Here is a 24,871-nt window from a genome sequence, read left to right as displayed (position 1 = left end):
CTACGGCATCACGCACCTGGTGCGCTTCATACGGGCCCGTCGGCGCGGCCCGGCAGAGCCGCGCCTGCGCGCTGTGCGCCCGAATCACCGTCGCCGTTTCAGCGCCCGCTTCATGCGGGGCAGTTCATCGTCGAACATCCGGCCGACCAGCGCACCGCCGAAGACGACGACGCCCACGGCGACGAGCCAGGACTCGATGACGAGGAACGCCCCGAACGGGCCGTAGGTGACGGCGCTCGACGCGATCAGCGGAGAGAAGACGAGCCGGGAGAAGATCCGCAGTCCGAGCAGTCCCAGCATGGTGGACACCGCCCCGGGGAGCAGGGCGAGCCACGCGATCCGGCCCCCGAGCAGCAGCCGTTGGGACCACCAGAAGAAGAGGATGCCGCCCACTACGACGACGACACCACGAGCCGGGTCACGCCACCAGTATGTGACGGCGAACAGGTAGAGAACCCCGATGAGGACTGCCAGCCACACCACATGCCGCCACCTGGCCCGCAAGCGCCCCGGGGGAAGATCCCAGGCCTTCTCGTAGCCGCTCTGCACCACTGTGCCGAACGAGAGGCCGAAAACGGTGAGCAGGGCGAGGCTGAACGCCGTCGTGGTCCGCAACACCCGCCCCGGCAGAGCGAACAACTGCTCGATCTCCTCCCTGGCGGCCGCCGATACGCCGAGTCCGTCCCCCAGCCACTGCGCGAACCCCTTCCCACCCGCCGTATCCGCCGCGGACACGACGATGAGCAGCGGTACCAGCGTGAGGAACCCGAGCGCGGCGAATCCCAGCGAACGCTGCCACAGCTCCAGATCGCTGACCCGCCCCCACCGGTGCCCGGCCCGCAGCCGGCGGATCATGCTGCGTATCCGGCTGAACGGGGACCATCCCCCTGCGGGACCGGTGGTCATCGTCTTACCGGAACTCGGGCCGCCGCCGTCAGCGTCCACGCGGCGGCCTTCGGGATGACGAGCATGGCGCGCTCCGGGGATCTGCTGGTCCGTCATGGGGGAGGGGCGGCGCCTGCCTGCCGGGATTCGGACAGCCGCCGACCCGGGGGCGAAGTCATTTCGTCAGCACTGTCCTCGGCCGCCTGACACGTGACCGGGCAATGTCCTCGGTCGTCAGCCCGCCGGCGCCGACCCGATCCGGATTGTCGTTGGGATGCATCACGTCTCCTGTTGTTCCGCCATCCGGCGCCGAGGGCGGCTCAAGTCCCGGCCGGCCCGGCCCGACGTCCGTCGGTGAGCAGTTCGTCGAACAGGGCTCGGTAATGCACCATGGCCCCGCGTAGTTGTTCCGTGGTCGCCTCGTGTCGTGTGCTGAGGGAGTCGACCTCGTGAGCCGCCCGGTAGTGCCGCAGGGTGCGGCCGTGCTCGACGGAGAGGTCCCGTACCTGCTGGTCGAAGTTCTCCGTCGGGTACCCGCGAGCCTGCATGAGCGAGGTGACGAGTCGGTCCGCGTCGTGGACGGCTGTGTCCGGACGACCGACGAACTGCTCCTGCACGCCGTCCCACTCGCGTGCGTACCTCTCTCGTTCCGTGCTGGGGAGGGGCTGCAGCTCGAGTGAGTCATGACGCTTCTCGCGCTCGGCGAGGTCGTGCACGGCCACCCTGCGACTGCCGGTGTCCTCGACGGTCCGTGCGTACTCCGGGCCGAATCGCTCCTGTAGACGGCGCCGCCGCATGACGCGAACCGTGGCCACCGTTATGAGGGCGACCACCACCAGGGCGGGGATGATGATGGCCAGTACTGTCCCGGTTGACATCGGGGCGGCCCCCTTGATGGATTCCGGATGGCCCCACGCGGCGCGGCTGCCCCCTCGCGACGTGTCCGAAACGGTCCCGTGGAGAAGGCTGCCGGAGAGATGACCCGCTGCCGCCGGGCAAACCGTCCTCTTCGCCGAAACCGCCGGTTGCCGGACGCCGGTTGCCGGGCGAGTGGTGTCACGCCCTTTCGAACTCCATGACGTCCGCGAGAGCCGAATGCAACCTCGCCGTGCCGTCGGCGTCGGCGGCGATCACCGCGTACAGCCAGGAGCGTCCGTCGTCGGGGGCGTCCGCGTAGAGCACTACTCCTTCGCCGCTGTCGGGGGACCAGGCCAGGTCCCCTGCCCGGAGCAGGCGCAGAGCGTCTGCGAAGGTGTGGGCGAGGCGGGATCGGCTTTCGGCGAGCAGCCAGGCGGGGGAATCGAATCCCGCGTCGGAGCACAGGCGATGAACCATGGCATGGGGAGTTGTGGTGGCGGTGCGCCGAACGTTGCTCTCCGTGGCGTACAGAGTGCCGTCCGATGCCAAGAGTGCGTCGATTCCGTACGGCCCGCGATACCCGTGGGCGGAGAGGTGCCGACCGAGCATCGCTCCCCAGTGCCCCAGCTCCCTCGTGGCCATGTCCGTGGCGTGATCCAAGGGGGAGACATAGCCGGCGTACGAGCCGGCCACCGTACGCATCTCGCCGCTGAACAAGAGACGGGGACCGCTCGGGAGCGCCTCCATCTGAACACTGACGGACCGGGCCTCAGCCAGCCATTCCTCGACCACCCAGCCGCCACCTCCTGCCGACCCGGGCGGAGGCACGGCACGCGCCCAGTCGGCATCGGTGCCGGAGACGAACCTCAACCCGTGTCCGCCTGCCGAGCGATCCGGCTTCACCACGATCCGTCCGTACCGTTCGAGCATGGTGGAGACGGTCTCGACGAGGGCTCCGTCGTCACAGCTCCGCCCAGGCGGCGTCCGCACACCCCATTCTCCGGCCAGCTCTCGGAACCCGCTCTTCGTGTTGAGGCGGTACACCGCCGCCGGCGCTGACGGTGGCACGCCGCTCGTCCCGTAGGGCTCGACCGGCACGCCCAGACGGTCGGCGAAGTCGACGGTGGGGGAGTCAAGCGCGAGAGGGAGCAGTCGCGCTCCGGGCCGATGGGCGATGAGCGCTCGGACCTCGTCTGTCAGGCCCTCCCGGTCCAGAGCCTCCGCCATGGGGACTCCGGCGGAGAACGGGATGGTGAGCACCGTGATGCCGCGGTGCGGGACACCCAGCAGGCCGCAGGCGTAGCGCGTGAAGTCGCGTCCGAGCGGTACGGGCGTCAGCAGTACGTCCCCCGGCCGCATCAGCCAGATCTCGCGGGGGGCCTGCCGAGCCCAGTGGGCCAGCGCGTGATGGGCCCGGATGCTCACGGCGACGTCCGAGAAGAAGTTCGCGCACACGATCAGCGGTGCCCGGGGCTCTTCCATGCCCCCATGCTCGACCGCTGTGAGCGGAGGTGCACGTGCGGACCGTAATTGGCGCCGGTACGAAGATGGCGGCTGGGTACACGCAGCACATGCGTGACACAGTGCTCGACCTTCAGGGACCGCCATTGCCGCGCGGGCGAGGGGCGATCTCGGCGGCGGTCATCGCTCATCTCACCACGGGCGAGCCCTTGCCGGTGTCGGCTGTGGCGGACGCGGATCCGTACGAGGACGATCTTCAGTTGGCCCTGTACGTCTGCTACGAGCTGCATTACCGCGGATTCGGTGGGGTCGATCCCCGCTCCGAATGGGACCCCGAGCTCCTGGAACTGCGGCGCGGGCTGGAGGACCGGTTCCTCGCCGCTCTCCGTCACGACGCCTCCCGCCATGCAACCGTGACCGACGCGCTCGCGGAACTGTTGGTGGAGCCCGTACAAGGCGGCGGAGTCTCACACTTCCTGCGGGACCAGGGCGAGCTGTGGCAGGTGAAGGAGTACGCGATCCAGCGCTCGCTGTACCACCTGAAGGAGGCGGATCCTCATGCCTGGGTGCTTCCCAGGCTGCGGGGGCGTGCCAAGGCCGGAATGGCGGCCGTGGAGTTCGACGAGTTCGGCGGGGGCCACGCCGAACGCATCCACGCCGGGCTCTTCGCCGACCTCATGGTCGATCTCGGCCTGGACGCCACCTACGGTCGTCATGTCGATGCCGCGCCGGCGCAGATGCTGGCCGTCGTCAATCTGATGTCCCTGTTCGGGCTGCACCGTGCGCTGAGGGGCTGCCTCATCGGTCACTTCGCGACCGTGGAGATCACATCCTCGCCCGGATCCGCTCGCCTGGCCGCAGCGATGCGCCGCACAGGAGCAGGCCGAGCGGCGGAGTTCTTCTACACCGAGCACGTCGAGGCCGACGCCGTTCACGAGCAGGTCGTCCGGCGCGAGGTCATCGCAGGGCTCCTCGAGGACGAGCCCCATCTGGAGGCCGACATCGCCTTCGGCGTGGACACCACGATCTTCCTCGAGGACTGCCTCGCAGGTCATGTCCTGGGTGCCTGGCGCGACGGGAGGTCGTCACTCAACGTCATCGGCGCGTGAGAAATGCAGCGTGTCGCCAATAAGAGATCGTCGTGAGGCCATGAGACTCATAGCTCTGCCGGGTGTATACGCCCCCCAAGACGACACGGCTCTGCTGGCGGGCGCGCTGAAACGCGAGACACTGCCATCGGACGCGCAGGTGCTCGACGTCGGAACAGGAACGGGAGCCCTCGCCGTGGCCGCTGCGTTGCGGGGAGCCGACGTGACGGCCGTCGACATCTCCCGTACGGCAGTGTGGACCGCCCGTCTCAACGCACGGCTGGCACGAAGGCGGATCCGCGTTCTGCGTGGTGATCTGACGACGCCGGTCGCAGGACGCACCTTCGACCTGATCGTCAGCAACCCGCCCTATGTCCCCGGCCCGCTCGACGCCCCTCGTCGAGGCCCGGCGCGGGCATGGGAGGCCGGGCAGGACGGTCGGCTGATCCTCGATCGCATCTGCCAGGACGTGCCTCGCCTTCTGAGGGCCGGGGGAGTGCTTCTTCTCGTGCACTCCGCGCTGAGCGGAGAGGCACCTACTCTCGCGGGTTTGCGGGCCGCCGGATTGAGGGCGGAGACCCTGGGGCGGGCGGCGGTGCGATTCGGTCCCGTCCTCAGGGCCAGGCGATCGTGGATGTGCCGGCAGGGCCTTGTGCGGCCATCTGACGACTCGGAGGAGCTGGTGGTCATCCGTGCCGAACGAACCCGCTGAGAACGTGCGTCGCATCACCGTCCAGGCGAACGGGCCGATGCTTGTCGAGGGTCCCGTCGAAGTCGCTCTGGAGGACGGAACCTTGGTCAGGTCGGACCGGTTCTGTGTTGCGCTCTGCACATGTCGCCGCAGCCGTCGCTTTCCCTGGTGCGACACCAGTCACCGCAGGCGGACACGGCCAGGCCCGTCGAGGTCCGGGGAGGCAGGCGAAGAGACGCCGAATCCCGACTCCTGAGTACGTGGGTGCGGATGTATGCCCGGCACGTGGGTAGTCGCCTGTTCCGCGGTGAGAGGAACTCACGATGAATCTCACGGACGCCTGGGAACGGCCCGCTGCTCGTCCGACCGCCCGGCCCGACGCGGTCACGGCGGGTTCCGAGGCCGATGAAACGCTGCCTTCCGACCACACGCAGGCCATCCTGGAGACCACCAAGGCGATCGGCTCCCTGCTCAAGACCTCGGGATGCCCGTTCGCGCTCGTCGGAAGCGTCGCCGCCTACGCGCATGGCATCCCCGTCCCGCTCCAACACGACACCGACTTCGCCCTGCGACGCGAGGACGCCGACACGGTCGTCCAGCTGCTGGAGAAGCAGGGTGTACAGATCGTGGCACCGCCCGAGGACTGGCTGATCAAGGCACGAGCGGGCGGGGAGGACATCGATCTGATCTTCGCGCTGGCCGGCAACCCCGTCACCAGCGAACTCCTCGACCGAGCAGCGCCCTTGCCCGTGGACTCCGTCCACATGCCCGTCCTGGCCCCGACCGACTTGATGGCCGGGCGACTTGCCGCGCTCTCCGAGCATCACTGCGACTTCGGCGCGCTGCTGCCGCTGGCGCGCGGTCTGCGGGAGAAGGTCGACTGGGACCGGGTACGCCGCGAGACCGGCGACGCACCGATGGCAGCGGCCTTCCTGTACCTGCTGGAACTGCTCGACGTCATTCCGGTGGCCGCTCTCCACGAGCGGAGGGATGGCGATGACAATCGGTGACCACGGCGCCTACCCGGTCGAGTACCGGATCGCGCATCTGAGGGAGCGGCTTGCGAAGGAGGATGTCGGGGAGCTCGGCGTGCGTGTCGAAGCACGAGGCGGAACCGTGCTGCTCACCGGCACGGTGCAGACCGCCGATCGGCGCGACGAGATCCTGCGCCTGGCGCGTGCCGAGCTCGCGGGCCTGCACGTCCGCTCCGATCTCGTTCTCGCGGGCGCCGAACCTCCCGCCCGGCACGAGGAGATGCCGTGACCGGCCCCGGTGCCGCAAGGGCCGCAGATCAGGGACTGCGTGACGTCGTGCGGGTGGCGGCCGTCGGCGACATCCACCTCGGCCCCGACTGCAGCGGCCTGCTTCGCCCGGCCTTCGAGACACTGCCGGAGTGCGCCGACGTATTGCTGCTGGCGGGGGACCTGACTCGGCACGGAACGGTCGTGGAGGCACAAGTGGTGGCCGAGGAGGTGCGCGATCTCGGGGTGCCCGTGATGGCGGTGCTCGGCAACCACGACTACGACGCGGGCCAGGAGGCAGACGTCACGCGCACGCTCGAGGCGGCCGGGGTGGCCGTCCTCGAAGGGCGCGCCGCGCGAATGACAGTGGGGGAGCACACGGTGGGCATCGCCGGTGTGAAGGGCTTCTGCGGAGGGTTCGCGGGCCGCAGCGCTGGTGAGTTCGGCGAGCCGGAGATGAAGGCATTCGTCCGCACGACCCGGCTGGCTGCGGACGGGCTCCGGCATGCGCTCGCGGGACTGGCGACGGACGGGTGCCGGGTGCGGATCGCACTGACGCACTTCTCCCCGGTGCCGGACACCCTCGCGGGCGAGCCACTGGAGATCTATCCGTTCCTCGGCAGCTATCTGCTTGCGGAGGCCATCGACGTGGCGGGAGCGGACCTCGCGGTCCACGGCCACGCGCACCTCGGCGCCGAGCACGGCACGACGGCGGGCGGCGTCCGTGTCCGCAACGTGGCCCAGCCGGTCATCGACCGGGCCTTCGCGCTGTACGACCTGCCGCTCGACGCTCGACCGGGGGGAGAGCCTCTGGGGCGGCCCCCGGTGGATCCTGACGACATGCGCCACGGCTGACCGAACGTCAGCGGACACTGCAACAGTGTCTCGGAGAGCCCACAGCGCATCAGCGGACACACGACGCCTTCACCGCGCACACCCCCGCTCGGGGTTCCCCGGGCGGGGAGTCGTCCGCACCGGGCTCGGGCGGGGAGTCGTCTGCACCGGCCACCGGCCACCGGTCAGCACTGGCCGGGCTGTTGGCGCTCGCTTCAGCCTCTGGGGCTGATCCCGCTCAGTCAGGGCTTGAGGAGAGTCTTGATCATGCCGTTCTCCTTGGCCTGGAACATCGCGTAGGCCCGTGGGGCCTGTTCCAGCGGCATCGTGTGGGTGGCGAAGCCCTCCACGCCGAGCGGGTCCGAATCGGCCAGCAGCGGGAGGATGTCATCCACCCAGGACCGTACGTTCGCCTGGCCCATCCGCAGCTGGATCTGCTTGTCGAACATCGTGAGCAGGGGCATCGGATCGATCGCCCCGCCGTAGACGCCCGACACAGAGACCGTGCCGCCGCGCCGTACGACGTCGATCGCGGTGTGGAGGGCGTCGAGTCGGTCCATGCCGGCGTGCTCCATCAACGGCCTGGCCAGTGCGCCGGGAAGCATCGCCGTGGCCCTCTGCGCCGCCGCGGTGAGCCGGGTCCCGTGAGCCTCCATGCCCACGGCGTCGATCACGGAATCGGTGCCCCGTCCGTCGGTCAGCTGCCTGATCACGGCGCCCAGGTGCTTGCCGTGCTCGTTCAGGTCCAGGACATGGATGCCGTGCGTGCGCGCGCGTTCCAGCCGGGCCTCGACCAGGTCGACTCCCAGCACCAGTTGCGCGCCTCGGTACAGGGCGATCCTGGCGGCCATCTGCCCGATCGGTCCGAGACCCAGCACGGTGACGGAGCCCCCGGGCGGGATGTCCGCGTACTCCACGGCCTGCCAGGCCGTGGGCAGCACGTCGGACAAGTAGACGAAACGTTCGTCGGGTGGCCCCTTGGGGACCTTCACGGGCAGGGTGTCGCCGAACGGCACCCGCAGGTACTCGGCCTGCCCACCGGGGACCTGTCCGTACAGCTTGGTGTAGCCGAAGAGCGCCGCGCCCTTGCCGTACGCAGTGACCTGCGTGGTCTCGCACTGGGACTGGAGTCCCTGGTCGCACATGAAGCACCGTCCGCAGGAGACGTTGAACGGAACGACGACCCGGTCGCCGTGACGCACTGCGGACACCTCCGGCCCCACCTCCTCCACGAAGCCCATGGCCTCGTGTCCCAGGATGTCGCCGGCCTCGAGATACGGCCCCATCACGGTGTAGAGGTGCAGGTCGGAGCCGCAGATCCCGCTGGACGTGACCTTGACGATGATGTCCGTCGGTTGCTCCACTCGCGGGTCGGGAACGGATTCCACACGGACATCCCGGGCGCCTTGCCAGGTCAGTGCGCGCATGGCTCTGCCTCCTAGCTAGAGGTGCGGGAAGAGACGAACAGCGGCTTCCCCTAACCCTTCATGGCTATTCGCCACCGAGGAGGGCATCTGCTGCCCGCGACCCGCTCTCCGTGCCGAGCGCAGAGTGAGCCGGTTCTCACGGCGGGGGCGAGGGCGTGGCCACTGCTCGGCGCCGGGACGGACTCGAATGAGCAGGTGGGATGCATGGTTGACCGGTGAACGGGCAGTAGCGAGCGGAAGTGTTCACAGGGGGGTTCGTGTGGAGGTCACCATGATCCCGCTTCTCCTCGTGCTACTCGTGATCCTCGTCCTGTTCGGGATCGGCTTCACGGCTCACGTGCTTTGGTACATCGCCATAGCGGTTCTGGTGCTGTGGCTGCTCGGCTTCTTCCTCCGTGCCGACTCCGGCCAACGCTGGTACCGGTGGTGAGAGACCCTCTGGCGAGAAGGGACCAAGAAATGAGCACCGGCGAAAAGTTGAAGGCCACGGCCGAGCAGGTCGTCGGCAGAGCCGTGAAGAAGGCAGCGCATGCCATGGGCAACGAGACCACCGCGGCCAAGGGAGCAGCTCTGGAGTCCCGTGGCAAAGCCAGGCAGGTGAAGGAGAAGGGGAAGGACGCCTTGGGGCAATGATCTGCCGACTGCAGACAGGTTTCTGCGTGGAGAAGAGAAGAGGCTCTCCATGAGTATCATCGGCTGGATTCTGGTGGGACTGCTCGCCGGCATCATCGCGAAAATGCTGATGCCGGGCCGGGATCCCGGGGGCGTCATTTTGACGATCCTCATCGGCATCGCGGGGGGACTGCTGGGCGGATGGCTCGGCAAGGTCATCTTCGGGGTGGATTCCATCGACGGCTTCTTCGAGCTCTCCACATGGATCGCCGCGATTGTCGGTTCTCTCATCCTCCTGGCCCTCTATCGGCTCGTGGCCGGTGCGAGACATCGTCACTGACGAGGCCGGTGCTCCGATCGCCACCTTCGGCGGTGACCCTCAATCCCGGGATCGCCGCCTTCGGCGGTGAGTCTCAGTCCCTGGGCGGGAGCAGGGGCCCCAGTGGTCCGAGGTCGAGGTTGAGGTCCTCCAGCGAGTAGCCGTGTTCGGCGCACAGGTCGGCGAGGCTGTCATGGAGGGCCAGCAGCGTGGCTCCGAGCTCCTCCTCCTGCTCGTCGGTGAGACCGCCGGCGTCCACCCGCCGCATGGCCTGGCGTTCGATGAGCTGGCGAAGGAGTTCGACGAGGGTGAGGACGAGTTTGAGGAGATCCTCTTCGACGGTTTCCCGGTCGGCGTGGATGCGGCGCGCGGGGCGCGCCGGCTCGCCCTGCGCAGCGGGCGGCGCCTGGACGAGCCGGAAGGCCTGCGACATGGTGTCGCGGACGTCGTCAAGGCCCGATGAAGGGCGACGCTGCCGTGGGCGGTGCTCAGGTGTCACGTCGACCGCCCTCCTGCGCCCTGAAGGGCTCTGTGTCGGACTCGACGGACACGATGAGGGCACGCAGCGATATGCGGACGAGGTCGATGTCGGCGATGGACAGGACGATGTCGCCGACCACGACGACTCCGCCGCTGAGCAGCCGGTCGAGGAGGTCGACCAGCGCGACCTGGCGGCCGGGCAGCGGTTCGTTGCGACCTGCGAGAGTCATGGCGCCCGCTCGGAGCCTTCGGCCGGCGCTGGGGTCTCGGGTGGTGCCATGGCGAACGAGTACGGTGCCCAAGGGCCGGTGACCTCGATACGGATCTCGGGGAAGTCCTGCGCAGCGCGTGCGATGGCGGCCCGGAACTGGTCGGTCCGCTCGTCGGGAATGAGATACGCGTCGTTGAGGACGTTCTCCTGGGCGCCCGCCAGACTGCCGCGCTGCGGTGCGTGGCGCACGCGCTGCGAGGCGTGGCGGGCGGCTAGGGCCTCGATGGCCTCGGCGGCGTCCTGCGCCTGTCGGTAGACCGCTTCGCGGGCATGGTGCTGGGCCCTGCGGCGCTGCAGATACGCCTTACCCGGTGTCGTTGCGGGCACCGCGGCCCGGTCGGAGCCGGCAGGGGCCTGTGTGTCGGGCTCGGAGGCCGGCGCGGGGAGGTAGATCTTGACGCCGAATTCGGTGTGGGCCGCGAGCTGGGTCAGTCGCTCGGCGAACGTGTGGTGCTGTGTGCCGAGGGCTTGGCGTGCCCTGTGGTCGTCCTGATAGACGGTCGCCATGCGCAGGGGCAGGACCGTGGCGTGTTCGCCGACGGCCTGGACGACGTCGTGGTGGGCGCGGGCGACACTCTCCAGCCACTGGAGATCCTCGAAGTGATTCTTGAGGGCAGCCTCGTTGAAGTCGCGATGGGGCACCGCGCTGATGACGAATGCGAGAGGAGCCGGATCGGCGTCGGAGGTATCGGAGGACGCGGAGGGATCGCTCAGGAGACGGACGGGCGCCTTGCCGATGCCACGGATGTGTGTGAGCGCCTCGCGCAGGGACTCAGTCTGCCGAGCAACGGCGTACACGTAAGTAAGGGTGTCTTGCGGCGCGTTCACTGCGGGTGCCCTCGTGTCGGTCCATCCGGTTCGCCGGGGGGTCCTTCATCGGTGGACGGCTCCTCGGACTCCCGCTCCCCGATCTGATCTCGGCGGAGTGCCTCCAACTCGGCGCGCAGACGGCGGTTCTCCTGTTCCAGCGGGCTGCCGGTGTGCCGGGAGGACAGTGAGGGGTCGTGCTCCCACCAGTCGATGCCCATCTCCTTGGCCTTGTCCACGGAGGCGACCAGGATGCGGAGTTTGATCGTCAGCAGCTCGATGTCGAGCAGGTTGATGCGGATGTCGCCGGCGATGACGATGCCCTTGTCCAGCACCCGCTCGAGGATGTCGGCGAGACTGGACGAGGAACTCGATCCGTACGGCACGGGGGCGGCACGGGACGGGAACTCGCCGAGTCGGCCGGGCAGGGGTTCGGTCACGATTACGGCCTCGCTTCCGGGTCACCGTAGCTGCTGCCGGAACGCTGCGATCTCGTCGAGTCGGTCGACCAGCTCGTCCTCCCGACGATCGAACGACTCCTGGTCGATCTCACCATTCACCAGCCGCCGCTCCAGGTCGGCAAGTTCGCGCCAGACGGGGGCGGGGTCGTAGTACTCCTCCTCGGCCTTGTCGGCGACCTGCTGGGCGACCCATACGACGCCGCGCACAGGTGCGACCGGAAGCGTCAGGAGGGACGTCAGCAGTCCCATCGACCTTCTCCCTTCGGATGGGTGGATGTGGTCACTGCGCGAAGCTGTAGGGGGGCAGGGGACCGGTGCATCGAAGGTCCACGCCGCCACCGAGCTGGGCGCCGAGACGTGCCTGGGTCTTGAGGAAGTCGTCCTCCTTCTCGTCGGGCACCAGGAGTGAGAGGTTGAGAATGTCGCGGGCGGAGACCGGGCGGGTGACATGGTCACGCGCGAAGGGCACGAGTGCCTCGATCAGGCCGGCGGCCAGGCTCTCTTGCCGTGCCTGGACCTCGCGCGCCACCAGCTCCCCCAGAGCGAGGGGTACCTGCGGGTCCTGGTCACCGGCACGTATGCGTTCGTTGAGCGCCCTCGCCTCGGGCAGGTCCTCGAGGATCTGGTGCAGCAATGGATCCTCGTCTTCCTGCGAGGCTCGCACGTGATACTCGACGCAGCCCTCCAGGCGCCGCAGAGCGGTGAGGTAGGTGTCGGCGTTCTGCTCCAGAGCCTGCTGGATGGTGAGTTCGTCGGAGGCGACGTAGCCGAACTGCAGAGGGAGGACGACACCGTCCGCCATCAGGCGCTCCTGGACCTCCTTGTGCACCATGAGATCGCGGCGCTTGGGCCGGATCTCCTCGGAGATGTCGCTCACGACTGCGCAGAGCGTGCCGGTGGTGACTGTGCGCAGAGGTGAGGGGTCCGAGCCCACGCCGTTCATGTCGTCGATGCGGTGGGGATGGGCCCCGGAGGTGATCGCGTACACGTAGAGCGCCATCGGTCACTCCTTCTCCCGGCGTGCCGTGCGCCGGGCCGGGCGTCGCCGTCTGGGGGCGGCCTCTTCTTCCTCTTCTTCCTCCTCTTCCTCATCCGGCTCCTCGGACTTGGAGGATTTGCCCGTCAGAGACTCGGTCACGGCTTCGACGGCTCCGGTCAGCGCGCCCTTGGACTTTCCTCGGGCACCGCCTTCCTGCATGTTCTCCACGACCTCCGGCAGCTGGGCCGGTGCCTTGCGGCCGGCTTCGAGGTCGAGGCGGTTGCATGCCTCGGCGAAGCGCAGGTACGTGTCGACGCTGGCCACGACGATGCGGGCGTCGATCTTGATGATCTCGATGCCCACCAATGAGACACGGACGAAGACGTCGATGACCAGGCCCCGGTCGAGAATGAGCTCGAGTACGTCGTAGAGGCTGCTGGGGCTCCCGCCCCCCACTCTGCTGATGTTGCTGCCGCCTTGCGGCACCATGGTCATGGCGCCTCCTTCCTCGCGGGATGCTGAGCGGCTGCCCCTACGACGGCCGGTCAATCATGCCGCGGGTGTAGCGGCGGGTACGTTCGTAGGAGATGAGCTCGCCCTCCTCGTTCAGAGCGACTCGGTAGCTGGCCATCACGCTGGTGGTATCCGGGATCCGCTCCAGCTCCAGCACCTCTACCTGCGCTTCCCAGCCGTCATCGGTCGGCTTGAGGGAGGAGACGGAATCGGGTGCCCGGCCCAGGAGTTGGGCCAGCTGCTCGCCTGCTGAACGCATCGCCGAGGCCGCGTTGGCCACTCCGGAGCGTCGCCTGGAGGCAGCTCGCCGGGACGGTTGCCTGTCCTTGTCCTCATCCTTGCCGCCGGAGCGCGACGACGCGCGCCGCGGGCGTGCAGGTTCTGCTGCGGCCATAAGTCACTCCCCTGGGGAGACGGCCTCATAGAAACTAGAATGTCACTAAATACAGGCATAAGTCTTGCCGTGCGGGCAGAGGCCACTTGTAGTGGCGCAGAAGGTGCCGATGGCTGCCCCAGCCGGACTGTTCCCAGCGCGAAGCCATGACCCGCGATTCGCCGTCCGAGAGCGCCATCGAAGAGCGTCCGCCAGCGCCCAGGTAAAGGGGATGATCATGCAGGACACGACAAAGATCGCGCTCGCAGCCGCGGTGGCTGGGGGTTATGTGCTCGGCCGAGCAAAAAAGGGCCGCCTCGCTTTCACCATGGCGACCTATCTCGCCGGTCGTCGTTTCGGGCTGGAACCCGCACAGCTGATGAGGGAAGGCGTTTCCCGGCTGAAGGAGATGCCGCAGTTCGCCGACCTCGGCGATCAGCTGCGTGGTGAAGCCCTCGACGCAGGCCGGGAGGCCCTCGGCGTGGCGGCGAATCGCAAGCTCGCTCAGCTCGCGGATTCCCTGCATGATCGCACGCTGGAACTCACGCGCGGCAGTTCTGATCGGGAGGACGAGGAGGAGGAAGAAGCGGACGAGGAAGAGGAACCGTACGAGGACGAGGAGGAAGAAGAGGAGGAGGAAGAGGAGGAAGAAGAGGCGCCCGAGGAGGAGGGCGAGGAAGAGGAGGCGTCCGAGGAGGAGGGCGAGGAAGAGGAGGCGTCCGAGGAGGAGGGCGAGGAAGAGGAGGGGGAGGAGGAAGAAGAGGAGCCGGAGGAACATCCTCCACCGCGGCGGCGGACTCGCTCCACCGCTCGAAGCAGCGCCGGTTCCAAGCGGGCTGCTCCTGCGAAGAAGACAGCAGCCAAGAAGTCGGCAGCGAAGAAGCCGGCAGCCAAGAAGGCGACCAGTAGAAAGCCCGCAGCGAAGGCCACTCCCGCGAAGAAGAGTGCTGCCTCGAGGACCACGGAGAAGAAGGCCGGGGCGTCGCCGAGGAAGACCTCGGGCCAAGCCACCGCACGCAAGACGGCCGCCAAGAAGACGGCCGCCAAGAAGACAACCGCTAAGAAGGCGACCGCCAAGAAGGCGCCAGCCAAGAGAGCGCCTGCCAAGAAGGCGCCTGCCAAGAAGGCACCGGCCAAGAGAGCGCCTGCCAAGAAGGCGCCGGCCAAGAGAGCGCCGGCCAAGAAGAGCGCAGGAAGCAGCTCACCACGTAAGGCAGCTGCCAAGAAGACGGCGGCCCGCAAGACGTCTGCGCGGAGGTAGGTCATGGCAAGGTCAGACCGCGACCGCGCACAGGAATCCAGCGCGGGTTTGGATCAACTGCTCAAGGAACTGCCCGAATACTTCGCCGCACAGGCGGACCGACTGGCGGACAAGGCATCCGACAAGCTCGGAGACCTCACCGATCAGCTCTACGACGTGGCGGAGAACGGGGGCAAGCTCTCCGACGTCGGCGGAATCGGCTCACGCCTCCTCCAAGGCGATTCGCCGCTGAAAGCCATTGCGGGCCAGTCTCTCGGGAAGGTCAAGGACAAGGTGACCGACGCCGCCTCCCAAGTCTTCGGCAAGGGCAAGGGCCGCAAGGGCGGTGGCGGCAAGGTCGTCAACATGTTCGAGGTCGCCGATGTCGGACTGCCGCTCCGCACGGTCTACGACCACTGGACGCAGTACGAGAACTTCAGCGGCTTCACCAAGGGCGTGCGCGACGTGTCCCGCGATGACGAGACGACCAGCGACTGGAAGCTCAAGGTGGGGCCGTCCAGCCGGAGCTGGAAGGCCACCGTCCAGGAACAGATTCCCGACGATCGCATCGTGTGGACCTCAGAAGGAGCCAAGGGATCCACCCGCGGCTCCGTCAGCTTCCACGAGCTCGCCCCGTCACTGACCCGGATCGTCGTCGTCGTCGAGTACCACCCGGCCGGATTCTTCGAGAAGACGGGCAACATATGGCGGGCCCAGGGCAGGCGCCTGCGCCTGGACATCAAGAACTTCGTCCGCTACGTCACCCTCACCACCGAGGAACCGGAAGGCTGGCGTGGGGAGATCCGGGACGGCGAGGTCGTCCAGACTCACGAAGACGCTCTGGAGGAGGAAGAGGAGGAGCAGGGCGACCAGGAGTCCGAGTACGCCGACGAAGGCGACGACGGAGAAGAAGAAGCCGAAGAAGGCGGCGAAGAGGAAACCGACGAGTACGAGGATGACGACTCGGAGTACGACGCCGACGAGCAGCCCGAGGACGAGCAGCCCGAGGACGAGGAACTCGAGGATGAGGAGGGGGAGGGCGGCGAAGAGGAGGAAGAGAGTGTAGAAGAGGACGAGGAAGACGAAGAAGCCACCCCTGCCCGCAAGCGCCGAGGCCGCCGCTAGGTCGCGTCCGCGTGAGTTCGCGCCGAGGAACATCCCAAGCCGGGGGCCGGCGGGAGAAGTCTTCTCCCCTCGGCCCCCGGCTTGTGCGGTCGCAAAGCCGCGTCAGTGCTTGAGCGTGTCCTTCGCCTTCTGGGCGGTCTGCTTGGCGTCACCCGCCACCTGCTCGGCCCGCCCCTTCATCTCCAGACTCTCGTTTCCGGTGGCCTTTCCCGTGGTCTCTTTCGCCTTGCCCTTGGTGGTCTTGGCGATGTTCTTGGCCTTCTTTCCTGCGCCCATTCCTCTCATCTCCAGACATCGAGCTGTGTGGGCTGTGAAAGCACCCCGGCGTGTACCCCGGATGAGAATGAGTACGCGCCGACCCGGCAATGAGGCGAATGTGGTTCCTCGGCGGGCGCTGGGACGTTCGGTGCCTGGAGACGTTCGGTACGGGCACGGACGCGTACCGTGTCCATCGATCACGATCCTCGGAGAGTGCTCAGGCCGTCACCGACGAGAAGGGACTCTCATCGAGTTGCCGCAAGAGCTCGACGGGATCTCGGTAGACGGCGGCGGCGCCGGCTTCTTCCAGGTCATGGCGGGGGATGCCGCCGCACAGCAATCCCACGCAGGTCACACCGGCCGCCGTGGCGGCCTTCATGTCCCACACCGTGTCGCCGACGAACACCGCGCGCTCAGGCGGCACCTGCGCCGACTCCAAGGCGCGTTGCACGGGTTCGGGCGCGGGTTTGCCGTCCTCCACGTCATCTGCGGTGGCCGTGTCCGAGATCGCGTCGTCGGCGTCGATCGCACGGCGCAGAGCTCGGAGTTCGTTGTCCTTGGCAGAGGTGACGAGCACGACCGTCCAGCCCTCGCGTGCCAGAACCCGAAGCAGTTCGGAGGCCGAGTCGAACGCGGGAAGCCTGTCGAAGTACGTGGCGTACAGGGTGTCGTGCGCAGCGCTCAGGCGATCGTCCTCCGTACGATCACGGCCCTCACCCAGGAGGTGATCGAGCAGATCCTCGCCGGGCAGACCGACGGCACGATGGATGGCGTGCATCGGAACGGAGTGTCCCGCCTGGCGCAGGCCCTCCCACCACGCCGTCACATGCAGATGGTTGGTGTCCGCGAGAGTGCCATCGACATCGAACAACGCTGCGCGGCTCATCTCGACTCCCTCGCCTCACAGGTCCCGGAGGGCGGGCAGCAACTTCGTCTCCGCCCAGTCCAGGAACGACGCTTGGTGGTCGCCCCCGATCTGGACCAGGGCGACCTCGGTGAACCCGGCGTCGACGTAAGGGTGCACGGCCTCGACGAAGGCGTTCACATCGTCGCCGCACGGAATCGCCTCGGCGACGTCGTCGGGACGCGTGTGTGCCGTGGCTGCGGCGAAGCCCGCAGGGCCGGGCAGTTCGGCATTGACCTCCCAGCCGCCCAGCGCCCATCGGAACTGCTCGTGCGCCCGAGTCACCGCCGCGGCCCGGTCGGGGTCGTAGCAGACCGGGAGCTGCCCGATGCACGGCTTGCCGGCGCCACCGTGCGTCGCGTACGCGCTCAGCAGGTCGGCCTCGGGCTCGGTGGCGATCAGTACGTCCGCGTGGCGGCCCGCCAGCTCGCAGGACTGCTCTCCGGAGACGGCGATGCCGATCGGGGGCGGTGTAGCGGGAAGGTCCCAGAGCTTGGCGTTCTCCACGTCGAAATGCGTGCCGTGATGAGTGACGTACCCGTCGTCGAAGAGCCCGCGAATGATGCCCACGGCCTCCTCCAGCATCTCCAGGCGGACGTGGGCGGCGGGCCAGCCGGGCCCGACGATGTGTTCGTTGAGGTTCTCGCCCGAGCCGAGGCCGAGGCGGAAGCGGCCGTCGCACAGCAACTGCATGGTCGCGGCCTTCTGCGCGATCACCGCGGGGTGGTAGCGGAAGGTCGGGCAGGTCACGAACGTCATCAGAGGGATCCGCGAGGTCGCCTGTGCCGCGGCGCCCAGAACGCTCCACGCGTACGGCGCGTGGCCCTGAGAGTCGAGCCAAGGGAACGAGTGGTCGGAGATGACGGAGAAGTCGAAGCCCGCGCGCTCTGCTCCGACGACATGCGAGACCAGCTCCAGAGGACCGGCTTGTTCGGTCATCATGGTGTAGCCGATTCGTACCATATGGCGCGTCTTGCCGTAATGCGCCGCAGCGAAACCCTCCCTGCGCCGCACCCAGGCGTCCGGCTGGCTCCGGGATGCGACGTAACCCGTCGCGGGCCCGGGCCCGTATGCCGCGGCGGTGGTGCCACGGATGGACCAGCGTCACTGACTGCGCGGCCGTCACCCGCGGTCGCATGGGACGGCGGGTGACGGGAAGGACGGACCTTGTCGCGGGTTGACAGTGGTGGTCAGCCCTTGAAGATGTCCTTTGCCTTCTCCTTGGCCTCTCGGGCCTTGCCGCGACTCTCCAGAGCGGCACCCTTGGCGGCTGTGGTCTTGTCGCCCCGAGCGCCGGCCGTTTTCCTCACGGCCTTGCCGGCCACTTGCTCGGCCTTCGCCTTGGCCTTCTCGCTGGCACTCATGTCGGTCCTCTCGTGCGCAACTCCCTCATCCTCCTACCCGCCCCCCAGATGTGGAACCGGACATTCCGTCGCCGCCCGTCATGGGGAGGGTCCAGCCTTCTCACCGGCACCCGGCCGGGCTGATCACGAAGCTGGATCTCGGGCGGCGGGCCCTTTGTGGAATCGACGTCGGAGGGCCGGATGCCCCGCTGTCAGGCGCCCGACGTGCCGGTCGGCGGAGTACGCGCCAGCCTGGGGGGGAGCACTTCTGCACAGACGACTCGGAGGTTCTCCGGAGTGGACCGCCCTCGACAGCCCGGCCCGCGCGGATGGCTCGGACGTGCGCAGCGAAGTGCCTCCGCCTTCGGCGAGCGTCGGGCACGGCTCCGGGCCCAACGGGAAGCCGAGGACGACGGAGCCTGGGACGACTCGCTTCCTCCGGAACTGCGACGCGGTGACGGGACGAGACCGCCGAGCGCCGCGGCCTCGGTGCCCTGGGCCGTTCGGGTGGCCGCGGAGGCCGGTTGGCGGTTCCTGGTGCTCGCTGCCACCGTCTGGGTGCTGATGCGGGTCATCGGCGCGGTACGGCTGGTCGTGCTCGCCTTCGTGGTCGCCCTTCTGGTCACCGCGCTGCTCCAGCCGACGGTCGCCCGGCTGCACCGACACGGAATCTCTCGTGGTGCGGCGACAGCGTTGACGGCGACATGCGGATTCGTGCTGCTCGGGCTGGTCGGATGGTTCGTCGTCTGGCAGGTGCTCGACAATCTCGGGAACCTCTCCGAACGCGTTCAGGAGGGCATCGACGAACTCAAACGATGGTTGCTCGACAGCCCGCTCCACGTCACGGAGAAGCAGATCAACGACATCGCCGAAAGTCTGAGCGACACGATCGGCAACAGCACGAGTGAGATCACGTCCGCCGGCCTCCAAGGCGTGACGGTGTTGGTGGAGGTGATCACCGGGCTCCTGCTGGCCATGTTCGCCACCCTGTTCCTGCTGTACGACGGCAAACGCATCTGGCTGTGGTCGCTCAAGCTGGTGCCCGCCGCGGCACGCCCCGGTGTCGCCGGCGCGGGCCCGCGCGCCTGGCGGACCCTCACCGCGTATGTACGAGGCACCATGATCGTCGCCTTGATCGACGCGGTCTTCATCGGCGTGGGCATCTACTTCCTCGGTGTGCCGCTCGCCGTTCCCATCGGCGTGGTGATCTTCCTGTCCTCCTTCGTGCCCCTCGTCGGCGCGGTGGTCTCCGGAGCACTTGCCGTCGTCGTCGCGCTCGTCACCGAGGGCGTCTTCACGGCGCTGATGGCACTGATGGTCGTCCTGCTGGTGCAGCAGATCGAAGGACACGTGCTGCAGCCCTTCATCCTGGGCCGGGCTGTGCGGGTCCACCCGCTCGCGGTCGTCCTGGCCGTCGCCACCGGCGGCATCGTCGCGGGTATCGGCGGGGCCGTGGTGGCGGTCCCGCTCGTCGCCGTGGGCAACACCGTGGTCGGATACCTCCGCGCCCATCCCGCCGGGAGCGTGGCGGCCGCGACGCCCTCCCAAGCGGCCCCGGCCGGGGAGCAGGAGGCGGACACCGAGGAGGGCTCCGACCAGTGAACGCGAGACAGCTCGAACGGCGGAGTCGGGAGGGCGGGTACGCGGCGTACTCGCGGCGGCGGGCGAGGGGAGCGGCGCCGGCGGCGAGTGTCTTCGTGGGGGCGGCCTTCTACGTGAGCATCCGGCCCAGATCGTCGGTCTCGCCGAGTTCCGCGTCCGGGCGCTCCAGCGCATGCTGGGCGACGCTGGAGGGAAGGCCGCGCCAGATCGAGGTCGACAGGATGAGGATGTCGGAGCTGAGGATCGTGTCCCGGACGTCGGGCCACGCATCGCCCCGTGGGGGAGGCCGCCTCGGTGTTGCGGTTCGGTGCGGACGGTGGGCGGCATCGCCATGGTCGGCGGGCATCCTGCGGAACGTCCTCGGCGGGTTCGGCTCGCGTGGTCAGGATCGCCCTGAGCGGCTTGCCGCCGCCCTCGCCCGGTACGGCCACGTGGACCCGATGAAGGTGGCAGGGGTCGGGCCCGCTCGGGTCGGATCACCAGTAGTGGCGTCGGCCTCCGACCGCGTGTCCGACGGATCCGAGGATCCACAGGACGGCGCCGACGACGAGCAGGACGACCCCGATGGTCCAGAGGATGGAGATGCCGGTGAGGAATCCGATGATGAGCAGTATGAGTCCGACAAGAATCATGGCGTGCCTCGGTCTCTCGATGGGGGCTGGACTCGTGGCGAGGGCCACGAGCAGACGGCGGAGAGGCGAAGTCCAGAACCCTCCGCTCGTAAGCAGCGACTGCCCGTATCCCGTTGTTGTATGTGTCATGCCGACTTCGGACCCGCCACGGCCGCGTCGCGCGGGCGTCGGACCAGCGCCTCGGCCGATGCTCGACGTGTCGGGATGCCTCAGCCCTGACCGGTGACGAAGATGGTCGTGTCCGTAGCCGTCCGAACCGAGGGCGTTTCTGTGAACTGTCGCTGCGATGGAGCAGTCCTGCGGTGAAAGCTGACGAACCGACGGGGAGTGGGATGGGTCCCGTTCTGGCGTGGGTGCTGGAGCGATCACACGACGCGTCCGCCGGTGAACTGCCCGTCCTGATCGATGAGGCCGCGCGGCGCCTGGGGGCGACACGGGCGCGCGTGTACGTGGCCGACGTGCAGCAGGCGGGGCTGGTGGTGCTCCCACTCCGGGACAGCGCGGGCCCGCTGTCGGATTCCTCGGCATTGGACGAGGGCGACAGACTCGCCATCGACAACTCACTGGCCGGCCTGGCCTACCGCACGCAGCGGGTTCAGTTGGGCAGCGACGGCACCACCGCCTGGCTGCCGATGATCGACGGGATCGAGCGCGTCGGAGTCATGGAAGCGGGCCCCGGAGTGGATCCCGGCTGGCTGGACGCCTGCAAGGCTCTGGCAAGCCTGGCCACGCTGCTGGTCATCTCCAAGACCACCCACAACGACCAACTCATCGCACGAGGTCGAAGCCGCCCCATGACGCTCCAGGCCGAACTGCTATGGGCGTTCCTGCCACCGAGGACGATCGGGACCAGAGAGGCCACGTCGACCGCCGTGCTGGAGCCGGCTTACGACATCGGCGGCGACGTCTTCGACCACGGCTTCGCCAACGGGCGCCTGCACCTGGCACTCCTGGACGCCATGGGCCACGACCTCGCCGCCGGCGGCGCGAGCGCGGTCGGCCTGGCAGCCTGCCGATCCACCCGACGCTCCGGCGGCACCTTGGCGGACATCGCCAGAACCATCGACAGCACGCTGGGCCAGTGGATCCCGAACCGCCTCATGACCGGGATCATCGCCGAACTCGACACCCGGCAGGGGGAGCTCACCTGGGTCAACTGTGGTCACCCCGCACCCCTGTTGATCCGTGGAGGTCACGTGCGGACCGGTGCTCTGGAAAGACCCGCGCAGCTTCCCCTCGGCTTCGGATTCCACACCGAGGTGCCCCCGGCCCAGTACCGTACGCGGCTGGAACCGGGCGACCGTGTCCTCCTCTACAGCGACGGTGTCACCGAAGCACGTTCCACCGACAAGCAGCTGTTCGGCGAAACCCGCCTCGCCGATACGATCATCCGCTCCATGGCGGCAGGCGAGCCGGCACCCGAAGCCCTTCGCCGTCTGATCGAGAACCTCATGACGCACCAGAATCATCACCTCAACGACGACGCCACCATCCTCCTCGCGGAATGGCACCCCACACACTGAGACCGGACCGATCCGGACCGCCCGCCGGACTGTCGGCGCGTCCGGTCTCGTCGGTCACCGTCGTGAGACCCGGTGTGCCTCACATCGCACTCCGGGACACGGGTGGGATCTTGAGAGGCCGGGAGAGGACGCGTCGCCGGGTGCCGGCCGCAGGCGGTGGTGACGGAGTCCCGTGAAAGGGGAGCCGCTCATGTCGGGTCTGGATGCCTTCACGGAGGCGCTCGATCCTCCCATGTACGTGGTGACGGCTGTGGCCGCTGACGGCGAGCGCGCTGGGTGCCTCGTGGGGTTCGCTTCGCAGTGCTCGATCCACCCGGCGCGCTTCACCGTGTGGCTGTCCCGGAAGAACCACACCTATGGCGTGGCTTGCCGCTCCTCCCACCTGGCGGTGCACGTTCTGAGCCGTGCGCGGATGGAGACCGCGCGGCTGTTCGGCGAGGAGACCGGCGACGAGATCGACAAACTCGCCCGCGTGGCCTGGACGCCCGGGCATGGCGGCGTACCCGTACTCTCCGACGCCTGCGCCTGGTTCGTCGGCCGGGTGGAGACCCGGTGGGACGGTGGAGACCACGTCGGCTTCCTGCTCGCCCCGGTCGCCGAAGGCCCCGCGCCCCTGGCAGCCGACCGGACCGACCTCCTGAGCCTCAGCGACGTCAGCCACTTCTCGCCCGGTCATCCGGCCTGAGACCGGATCACTGTCTCGCGGCCGTCGGTTCGTCGTCGCTCTTCCTGATCGTGGTCCGCGGGCCGCTGCCGGAAACCAGCCGTCACTGAGGCGGCGGGACTCTCGCCGGACGGCCGGTCGAGGCTTCCGGGTCCGCCGGCAGTCTCTTGGTGTCCGCCCCGCTCCCGGCTGCCGCCGCGTGAAGCGCCCGCAGGGCGACCAGGAGTACGCCGATGTCGTCCAGGTAGACCGGGTCCGGGATCAGGTCGATCGGTGAGACCGTGTACACCACCGCCGCCCAGAACAGGGCCTTGTGCTGCAACGGGACACCGGCGTCCACCAGGAGCCTGCGAGCCTGGAAGACACGTACGAGCAGAACGGCCGCGAATCCCGCCACCACGAGCACGAGAACCACGGCCACGATGAGCCAGAGGGCGCTGTCGTCCATGCTCGTCTCCTACCCCCGTAACGTCCCCGCCGCGCCTGTCGTACGCGGAGGTTCAAGGCTACGACGCCAGGCCCGCTGTCCGGCGACATCGGCCGTTTCCGGCGGGGGTCTCCCCGCCCGCCGCACGGGCGACACCGGCGTGCGTCGGGTTTGGCCGCCCGATAAGCGGCAAGCCGAACCGACAGGCGCCCAGCAAGCAGTGACGAACAGCCAGCCAGGAGACACCATCCAGGAAGGCAGCCATGTCGACCCTGACCGCAGTTCTCATCATCGCGGCGACGGTCGCCGCGCTACTGGTGGCCGGTGTCCTGCTCCGGGCCCGAACGGGCACGGGCAGCGGCACGCGCTCCCTCAAGCGACGCTTCGGCCCCGAGTACGAACGCACCCTCGAACGGCACGGCGGCGACAGCGAGTCCGCCCACCAGGACCTGCGCGAGCGCGTCGAGCGGCACGGCGGCATCCGCCCTCTGCCGCTGGAGCCGGCGATCCGCGAGCACTACGCCGCTCAGTGGACCATGCTCCAGGAGCGCTTCGTCGACGTGCCGCGCCAAGCCGTCGCCGACGCCGACGAGCTCCTCACGCGGATCGCCGCGACCCGGGGCTTCCCGGATCCCGATCGGGGCGAGGAACAGCTCGCCGCACTGTCGGTGCACCATCCGCACCACGTGGAGGGCCTGCGCACGGTACGTCGTGCGGTGCACTCCGAGTCCGCCTCCACCGAGGAGTTGCGGGAGTCGTTGGTTCAGGCACGTGCCCTGTTCGAGGACCTGACGGCGGCCGGGGATCCGACCGGCACCGGGGCCGCCCGGACACGCTCGGAGTCCGGTCGCAACCGCGGCCATCTCCTCAAGCCGAAGGGAAGTGGCGCGTGATGGATCGCGACGACCGGGACCATCGAACGGCAGGAGGGGCCGACGGAGACGCGCGGCGTGAGTCCACGCCCGCGAGGACCCCGGGCGCGGCGGGCGGCGCCGGACGACCGGCGCCCCGCGGGAGCGGGGGAACCCCTTCCGCGGCCGTGCCCGCCCAGCGTGCCGACGGACCGGCGCACCAGGACACTCCTGCCCCGGCCGTGCCCGCCCAGCGTGCCGACGGACCGGCGCACCAGGACACTCCTGCCCCGGCCGTGCCCGCCCAGCGCACCGGCCGTCCGGCGACACCACCCACCGCACCGCCGGTCAGCGCGCCCCCGCCCGTCCCGCCTCCGCCGCCCACCCCGCCTCCGGCGATGCCGCTGTCGCAGGCGCCGCAGTCCGCCGTCCCGTCCGAAGACCCCAGCGCCACGGGCTGGAGCGGAGGGAGCCGCACAAACGCTTCCGCCGCGCCCCCCGCCGCGCCGCGCGGACGGGACACGACGGACCGGTCGGGCGACCGCCACGCCTCCGGCGACGGCCGCGGTCCGGACCACGGCGACCGTGGTGATCACGACGTCAGTGGAGTGGGCGGCTCCGCGTCCCGTACGGGACACGGGCCCGCCGCCGACGGCGAGGGAGGTCCGGCCGGACAGCTGCTCGGCGACGGCGAACGCGACCGCCTCGGACAGCGCCTGCACCACGCGCTCGCAGGGTTCGTCGACTCGCCCCACGACTCGGTCGCCGAGGCGGCCGAGGTCCTCGCCGCGGTGGAGCACGAGCTCATCGCCTCCCTGAGGGACCGCCGCACCGCGCTGCGGGCGGGCTGGCAGGAGAACGGCGATCCCGATGGGCCGGGCCCCGACACAGAGCAGCTCCGGCTCACCCTGCGGACCTACCGTGAGGTGACGGAACGGCTGCTCCGGGCGTGACCCGGGTACCACCCACGCGGCGCATGGAAGCCCCCTGGACCCCAGGGGG

The 24,871-nt window shown here is 68.8% G+C and carries 35 protein-coding genes; 16 read left to right on the top strand and 19 right to left on the bottom strand.

Features of this window, described 5'->3' with window-relative positions; translation table 11 throughout:
* Positions 1-84 precede the first annotated feature (84 nt).
* The 3 genes from ACFQ7Q_RS18145 to ACFQ7Q_RS18135 form a co-directional block, all read right to left on the bottom strand.
* Positions 85-906 (bottom strand): ribonuclease BN, encoded by an 822-nt coding sequence (locus ACFQ7Q_RS18145; RefSeq protein WP_383555937.1) that lies wholly within the window; start codon positions 904-906, stop codon positions 85-87.
* Between the two features lie 299 nt (positions 907-1,205).
* Entirely contained in the window at positions 1,206-1,763 is a 558-nt protein-coding gene (locus ACFQ7Q_RS18140) for a hypothetical protein (protein WP_383555935.1), read from the bottom strand.
* A 178-nt stretch (positions 1,764-1,941) separates the two neighbouring features.
* A complete protein-coding gene (locus ACFQ7Q_RS18135) occupies positions 1,942-3,225 on the bottom strand; it encodes a peptide ligase PGM1-related protein (protein WP_383555932.1) in 1,284 nt (427 codons plus the stop codon).
* A gap of 89 nt (positions 3,226-3,314) precedes the next feature.
* On the opposite strand from ACFQ7Q_RS18135, the gene ACFQ7Q_RS18130 reads away from it, so the two are divergent.
* From ACFQ7Q_RS18130 to ACFQ7Q_RS18105, 6 genes are all read left to right on the top strand, one after another.
* Positions 3,315-4,313: an iron-containing redox enzyme family protein gene (locus tag ACFQ7Q_RS18130; protein WP_383555929.1), complete on the top strand. Its 999-nt coding sequence runs from the start codon at positions 3,315-3,317 to the stop codon at positions 4,311-4,313.
* 40 nt (positions 4,314-4,353) lie between these two features.
* A complete protein-coding gene (locus tag ACFQ7Q_RS18125) occupies positions 4,354-5,004 on the top strand; it encodes a HemK2/MTQ2 family protein methyltransferase (RefSeq protein WP_383555926.1) in 651 nt (216 codons plus the stop codon).
* Complete coding sequence (locus ACFQ7Q_RS18120) at positions 4,985-5,239, top strand: CDGSH iron-sulfur domain-containing protein (protein ID WP_383555924.1); 255 nt, start codon at positions 4,985-4,987, stop codon at positions 5,237-5,239. The genes ACFQ7Q_RS18125 and ACFQ7Q_RS18120 overlap by 20 nt, the downstream gene beginning before the upstream one ends.
* 67 nt (positions 5,240-5,306) lie before the next feature.
* Positions 5,307-5,993 (top strand): nucleotidyltransferase family protein, encoded by a 687-nt coding sequence (locus ACFQ7Q_RS18115; RefSeq protein WP_383555922.1) that lies wholly within the window; start codon positions 5,307-5,309, stop codon positions 5,991-5,993.
* Positions 5,980-6,246, top strand: a complete 267-nt coding sequence (locus ACFQ7Q_RS18110; RefSeq protein ID WP_383555919.1) for a BON domain-containing protein — start codon at positions 5,980-5,982, stop codon at positions 6,244-6,246. Before ACFQ7Q_RS18115 ends, ACFQ7Q_RS18110 begins: the two co-directional genes overlap by 14 nt.
* Positions 6,243-7,079, top strand: a complete 837-nt coding sequence (locus ACFQ7Q_RS18105; protein WP_383555917.1) for a metallophosphoesterase — start codon at positions 6,243-6,245, stop codon at positions 7,077-7,079. Before ACFQ7Q_RS18110 ends, ACFQ7Q_RS18105 begins: the two co-directional genes overlap by 4 nt.
* 221 nt (positions 7,080-7,300) lie before the next feature.
* Here the strand turns inward: ACFQ7Q_RS18105 and ACFQ7Q_RS18100 are convergent, their stop codons facing one another.
* On the bottom strand, positions 7,301-8,485 hold the full coding sequence (locus ACFQ7Q_RS18100; RefSeq protein WP_383555915.1) for a zinc-dependent alcohol dehydrogenase: 1,185 nt from the start codon (positions 8,483-8,485) through the stop codon (positions 7,301-7,303).
* 271 nt (positions 8,486-8,756) lie between these two features.
* Between ACFQ7Q_RS18100 and ACFQ7Q_RS18095 the strand changes: the two genes are divergently transcribed.
* From ACFQ7Q_RS18095 to ACFQ7Q_RS18085, 3 genes are read left to right on the top strand one after another with little or no spacing between them, the layout of a single operon-like run.
* Entirely contained in the window at positions 8,757-8,915 is a 159-nt protein-coding gene (locus ACFQ7Q_RS18095; RefSeq protein WP_383555913.1) for a hydrophobic protein, read from the top strand.
* A 29-nt stretch (positions 8,916-8,944) separates the two neighbouring features.
* A complete protein-coding gene (locus ACFQ7Q_RS18090) occupies positions 8,945-9,118 on the top strand; it encodes a hypothetical protein (RefSeq protein WP_383555911.1) in 174 nt (57 codons plus the stop codon).
* A 49-nt stretch (positions 9,119-9,167) separates the two neighbouring features.
* Positions 9,168-9,437 (top strand): GlsB/YeaQ/YmgE family stress response membrane protein, encoded by a 270-nt coding sequence (locus ACFQ7Q_RS18085; RefSeq protein ID WP_383555909.1) that lies wholly within the window; start codon positions 9,168-9,170, stop codon positions 9,435-9,437.
* 73 nt (positions 9,438-9,510) lie between these two features.
* On the opposite strand, the gene ACFQ7Q_RS18080 is transcribed toward ACFQ7Q_RS18085, so the two are convergent.
* From ACFQ7Q_RS18080 to ACFQ7Q_RS18045, 8 genes are read right to left on the bottom strand one after another with little or no spacing between them, the layout of a single operon-like run.
* Entirely contained in the window at positions 9,511-9,915 is a 405-nt protein-coding gene (locus ACFQ7Q_RS18080) for a gas vesicle protein K (protein ID WP_383555906.1), read from the bottom strand.
* Positions 9,905-10,126: a gas vesicle protein GvpJ gene (gene gvpJ, locus ACFQ7Q_RS18075; protein ID WP_383555903.1), complete on the bottom strand. Its 222-nt coding sequence runs from the start codon at positions 10,124-10,126 to the stop codon at positions 9,905-9,907. Before gvpJ ends, ACFQ7Q_RS18080 begins: the two co-directional genes overlap by 11 nt.
* A complete protein-coding gene (locus tag ACFQ7Q_RS18070) occupies positions 10,123-10,965 on the bottom strand; it encodes a GvpL/GvpF family gas vesicle protein (protein ID WP_383555900.1) in 843 nt (280 codons plus the stop codon). The genes gvpJ and ACFQ7Q_RS18070 overlap by 4 nt, the downstream gene beginning before the upstream one ends.
* Before the next feature lie 26 nt (positions 10,966-10,991).
* The gene (locus ACFQ7Q_RS18065) at positions 10,992-11,414 is read right to left on the bottom strand and encodes a gas vesicle protein (protein ID WP_383555896.1); all 423 of its coding nucleotides are present in this window, start codon (positions 11,412-11,414) and stop codon (positions 10,992-10,994) included.
* A 21-nt stretch (positions 11,415-11,435) separates the two neighbouring features.
* Entirely contained in the window at positions 11,436-11,684 is a 249-nt protein-coding gene (locus tag ACFQ7Q_RS18060) for a gas vesicle protein GvpG (protein WP_383555893.1), read from the bottom strand.
* Between the two features lie 31 nt (positions 11,685-11,715).
* Positions 11,716-12,435, bottom strand: a complete 720-nt coding sequence (locus ACFQ7Q_RS18055; protein ID WP_383555890.1) for a GvpL/GvpF family gas vesicle protein — start codon at positions 12,433-12,435, stop codon at positions 11,716-11,718.
* A 3-nt stretch (positions 12,436-12,438) separates the two neighbouring features.
* Positions 12,439-12,909, bottom strand: a complete 471-nt coding sequence (locus ACFQ7Q_RS18050; RefSeq protein WP_383555888.1) for a gas vesicle structural protein GvpA — start codon at positions 12,907-12,909, stop codon at positions 12,439-12,441.
* 37 nt (positions 12,910-12,946) lie between these two features.
* Positions 12,947-13,321: a gas vesicle protein gene (locus ACFQ7Q_RS18045; RefSeq protein WP_383555885.1), complete on the bottom strand. Its 375-nt coding sequence runs from the start codon at positions 13,319-13,321 to the stop codon at positions 12,947-12,949.
* Positions 13,322-13,538: 217 nt separating this feature from the next.
* Between ACFQ7Q_RS18045 and ACFQ7Q_RS18040 the strand changes: the two genes are divergently transcribed.
* Positions 13,539-14,561: a histone H1-like repetitive region-containing protein gene (locus ACFQ7Q_RS18040; protein ID WP_383555882.1), complete on the top strand. Its 1,023-nt coding sequence runs from the start codon at positions 13,539-13,541 to the stop codon at positions 14,559-14,561.
* A 3-nt stretch (positions 14,562-14,564) separates the two neighbouring features.
* Positions 14,565-15,665, top strand: coding sequence for an SRPBCC family protein (locus tag ACFQ7Q_RS18035; RefSeq protein WP_383555880.1), 1,101 nt, complete (start codon positions 14,565-14,567; stop codon positions 15,663-15,665).
* Between the two features lie 102 nt (positions 15,666-15,767).
* On the opposite strand, the gene ACFQ7Q_RS18030 is transcribed toward ACFQ7Q_RS18035, so the two are convergent.
* The 4 genes from ACFQ7Q_RS18030 to ACFQ7Q_RS18015 form a co-directional block, all read right to left on the bottom strand.
* Positions 15,768-15,941, bottom strand: a complete 174-nt coding sequence (locus ACFQ7Q_RS18030; RefSeq protein WP_383555877.1) for a CsbD family protein — start codon at positions 15,939-15,941, stop codon at positions 15,768-15,770.
* Between the two features lie 199 nt (positions 15,942-16,140).
* Positions 16,141-16,809, bottom strand: a complete 669-nt coding sequence (locus ACFQ7Q_RS18025) for an HAD family hydrolase (protein ID WP_383555874.1) — start codon at positions 16,807-16,809, stop codon at positions 16,141-16,143.
* Positions 16,810-16,824: 15 nt separating this feature from the next.
* Entirely contained in the window at positions 16,825-17,790 is a 966-nt protein-coding gene (locus ACFQ7Q_RS18020) for an LLM class F420-dependent oxidoreductase (RefSeq protein WP_383555870.1), read from the bottom strand.
* 227 nt (positions 17,791-18,017) lie between these two features.
* Positions 18,018-18,191 (bottom strand): hypothetical protein, encoded by a 174-nt coding sequence (locus ACFQ7Q_RS18015; RefSeq protein ID WP_383555868.1) that lies wholly within the window; start codon positions 18,189-18,191, stop codon positions 18,018-18,020.
* Positions 18,192-18,707: 516 nt separating this feature from the next.
* Between ACFQ7Q_RS18015 and ACFQ7Q_RS18010 the strand changes: the two genes are divergently transcribed.
* A complete protein-coding gene (locus ACFQ7Q_RS18010) occupies positions 18,708-19,772 on the top strand; it encodes an AI-2E family transporter (RefSeq protein ID WP_383555865.1) in 1,065 nt (354 codons plus the stop codon).
* 109 nt (positions 19,773-19,881) lie between these two features.
* Here ACFQ7Q_RS18010 and ACFQ7Q_RS18005 read toward each other — a convergent pair whose 3' ends face one another.
* Together ACFQ7Q_RS18005 and ACFQ7Q_RS18000 are read right to left on the bottom strand one after the other, a co-directional pair.
* On the bottom strand, positions 19,882-20,118 hold the full coding sequence (locus tag ACFQ7Q_RS18005) for a hypothetical protein (protein WP_383555862.1): 237 nt from the start codon (positions 20,116-20,118) through the stop codon (positions 19,882-19,884).
* A 130-nt stretch (positions 20,119-20,248) separates the two neighbouring features.
* Positions 20,249-20,404 carry a DUF6131 family protein gene (locus tag ACFQ7Q_RS18000; RefSeq protein ID WP_383555860.1) on the bottom strand — a complete coding sequence of 52 codons (156 nt, stop codon included), beginning with the start codon at positions 20,402-20,404 and terminating at the stop codon, positions 20,249-20,251.
* A 443-nt stretch (positions 20,405-20,847) separates the two neighbouring features.
* On the opposite strand from ACFQ7Q_RS18000, the gene ACFQ7Q_RS17995 reads away from it, so the two are divergent.
* The gene (locus ACFQ7Q_RS17995) at positions 20,848-21,927 is read left to right on the top strand and encodes a PP2C family protein-serine/threonine phosphatase (RefSeq protein WP_383555857.1); all 1,080 of its coding nucleotides are present in this window, start codon (positions 20,848-20,850) and stop codon (positions 21,925-21,927) included.
* Positions 21,928-22,117: 190 nt separating this feature from the next.
* Positions 22,118-22,612, top strand: a complete 495-nt coding sequence (locus tag ACFQ7Q_RS17990; protein WP_383555854.1) for a flavin reductase family protein — start codon at positions 22,118-22,120, stop codon at positions 22,610-22,612.
* A gap of 82 nt (positions 22,613-22,694) precedes the next feature.
* Here the strand turns inward: ACFQ7Q_RS17990 and ACFQ7Q_RS17985 are convergent, their stop codons facing one another.
* The gene (locus tag ACFQ7Q_RS17985; RefSeq protein ID WP_383555851.1) at positions 22,695-23,039 is read right to left on the bottom strand and encodes a YkvA family protein; all 345 of its coding nucleotides are present in this window, start codon (positions 23,037-23,039) and stop codon (positions 22,695-22,697) included.
* A gap of 242 nt (positions 23,040-23,281) precedes the next feature.
* On the opposite strand from ACFQ7Q_RS17985, the gene ACFQ7Q_RS17980 reads away from it, so the two are divergent.
* Positions 23,282-23,911: a hypothetical protein gene (locus ACFQ7Q_RS17980; protein WP_383555848.1), complete on the top strand. Its 630-nt coding sequence runs from the start codon at positions 23,282-23,284 to the stop codon at positions 23,909-23,911.
* A 146-nt stretch (positions 23,912-24,057) separates the two neighbouring features.
* Positions 24,058-24,822, top strand: a complete 765-nt coding sequence (locus ACFQ7Q_RS17975; protein ID WP_383555845.1) for a hypothetical protein — start codon at positions 24,058-24,060, stop codon at positions 24,820-24,822.
* The last annotated feature ends 49 nt before the right edge of the window (positions 24,823-24,871 follow it).

Source organism: Streptomyces sp. NPDC056527 (assembly GCF_042794475.1).
Classification (GTDB): domain Bacteria; phylum Actinomycetota; class Actinomycetes; order Streptomycetales; family Streptomycetaceae; genus Streptomyces.
This window is presented reverse-complemented; position numbering and strand designations above follow the sequence as displayed.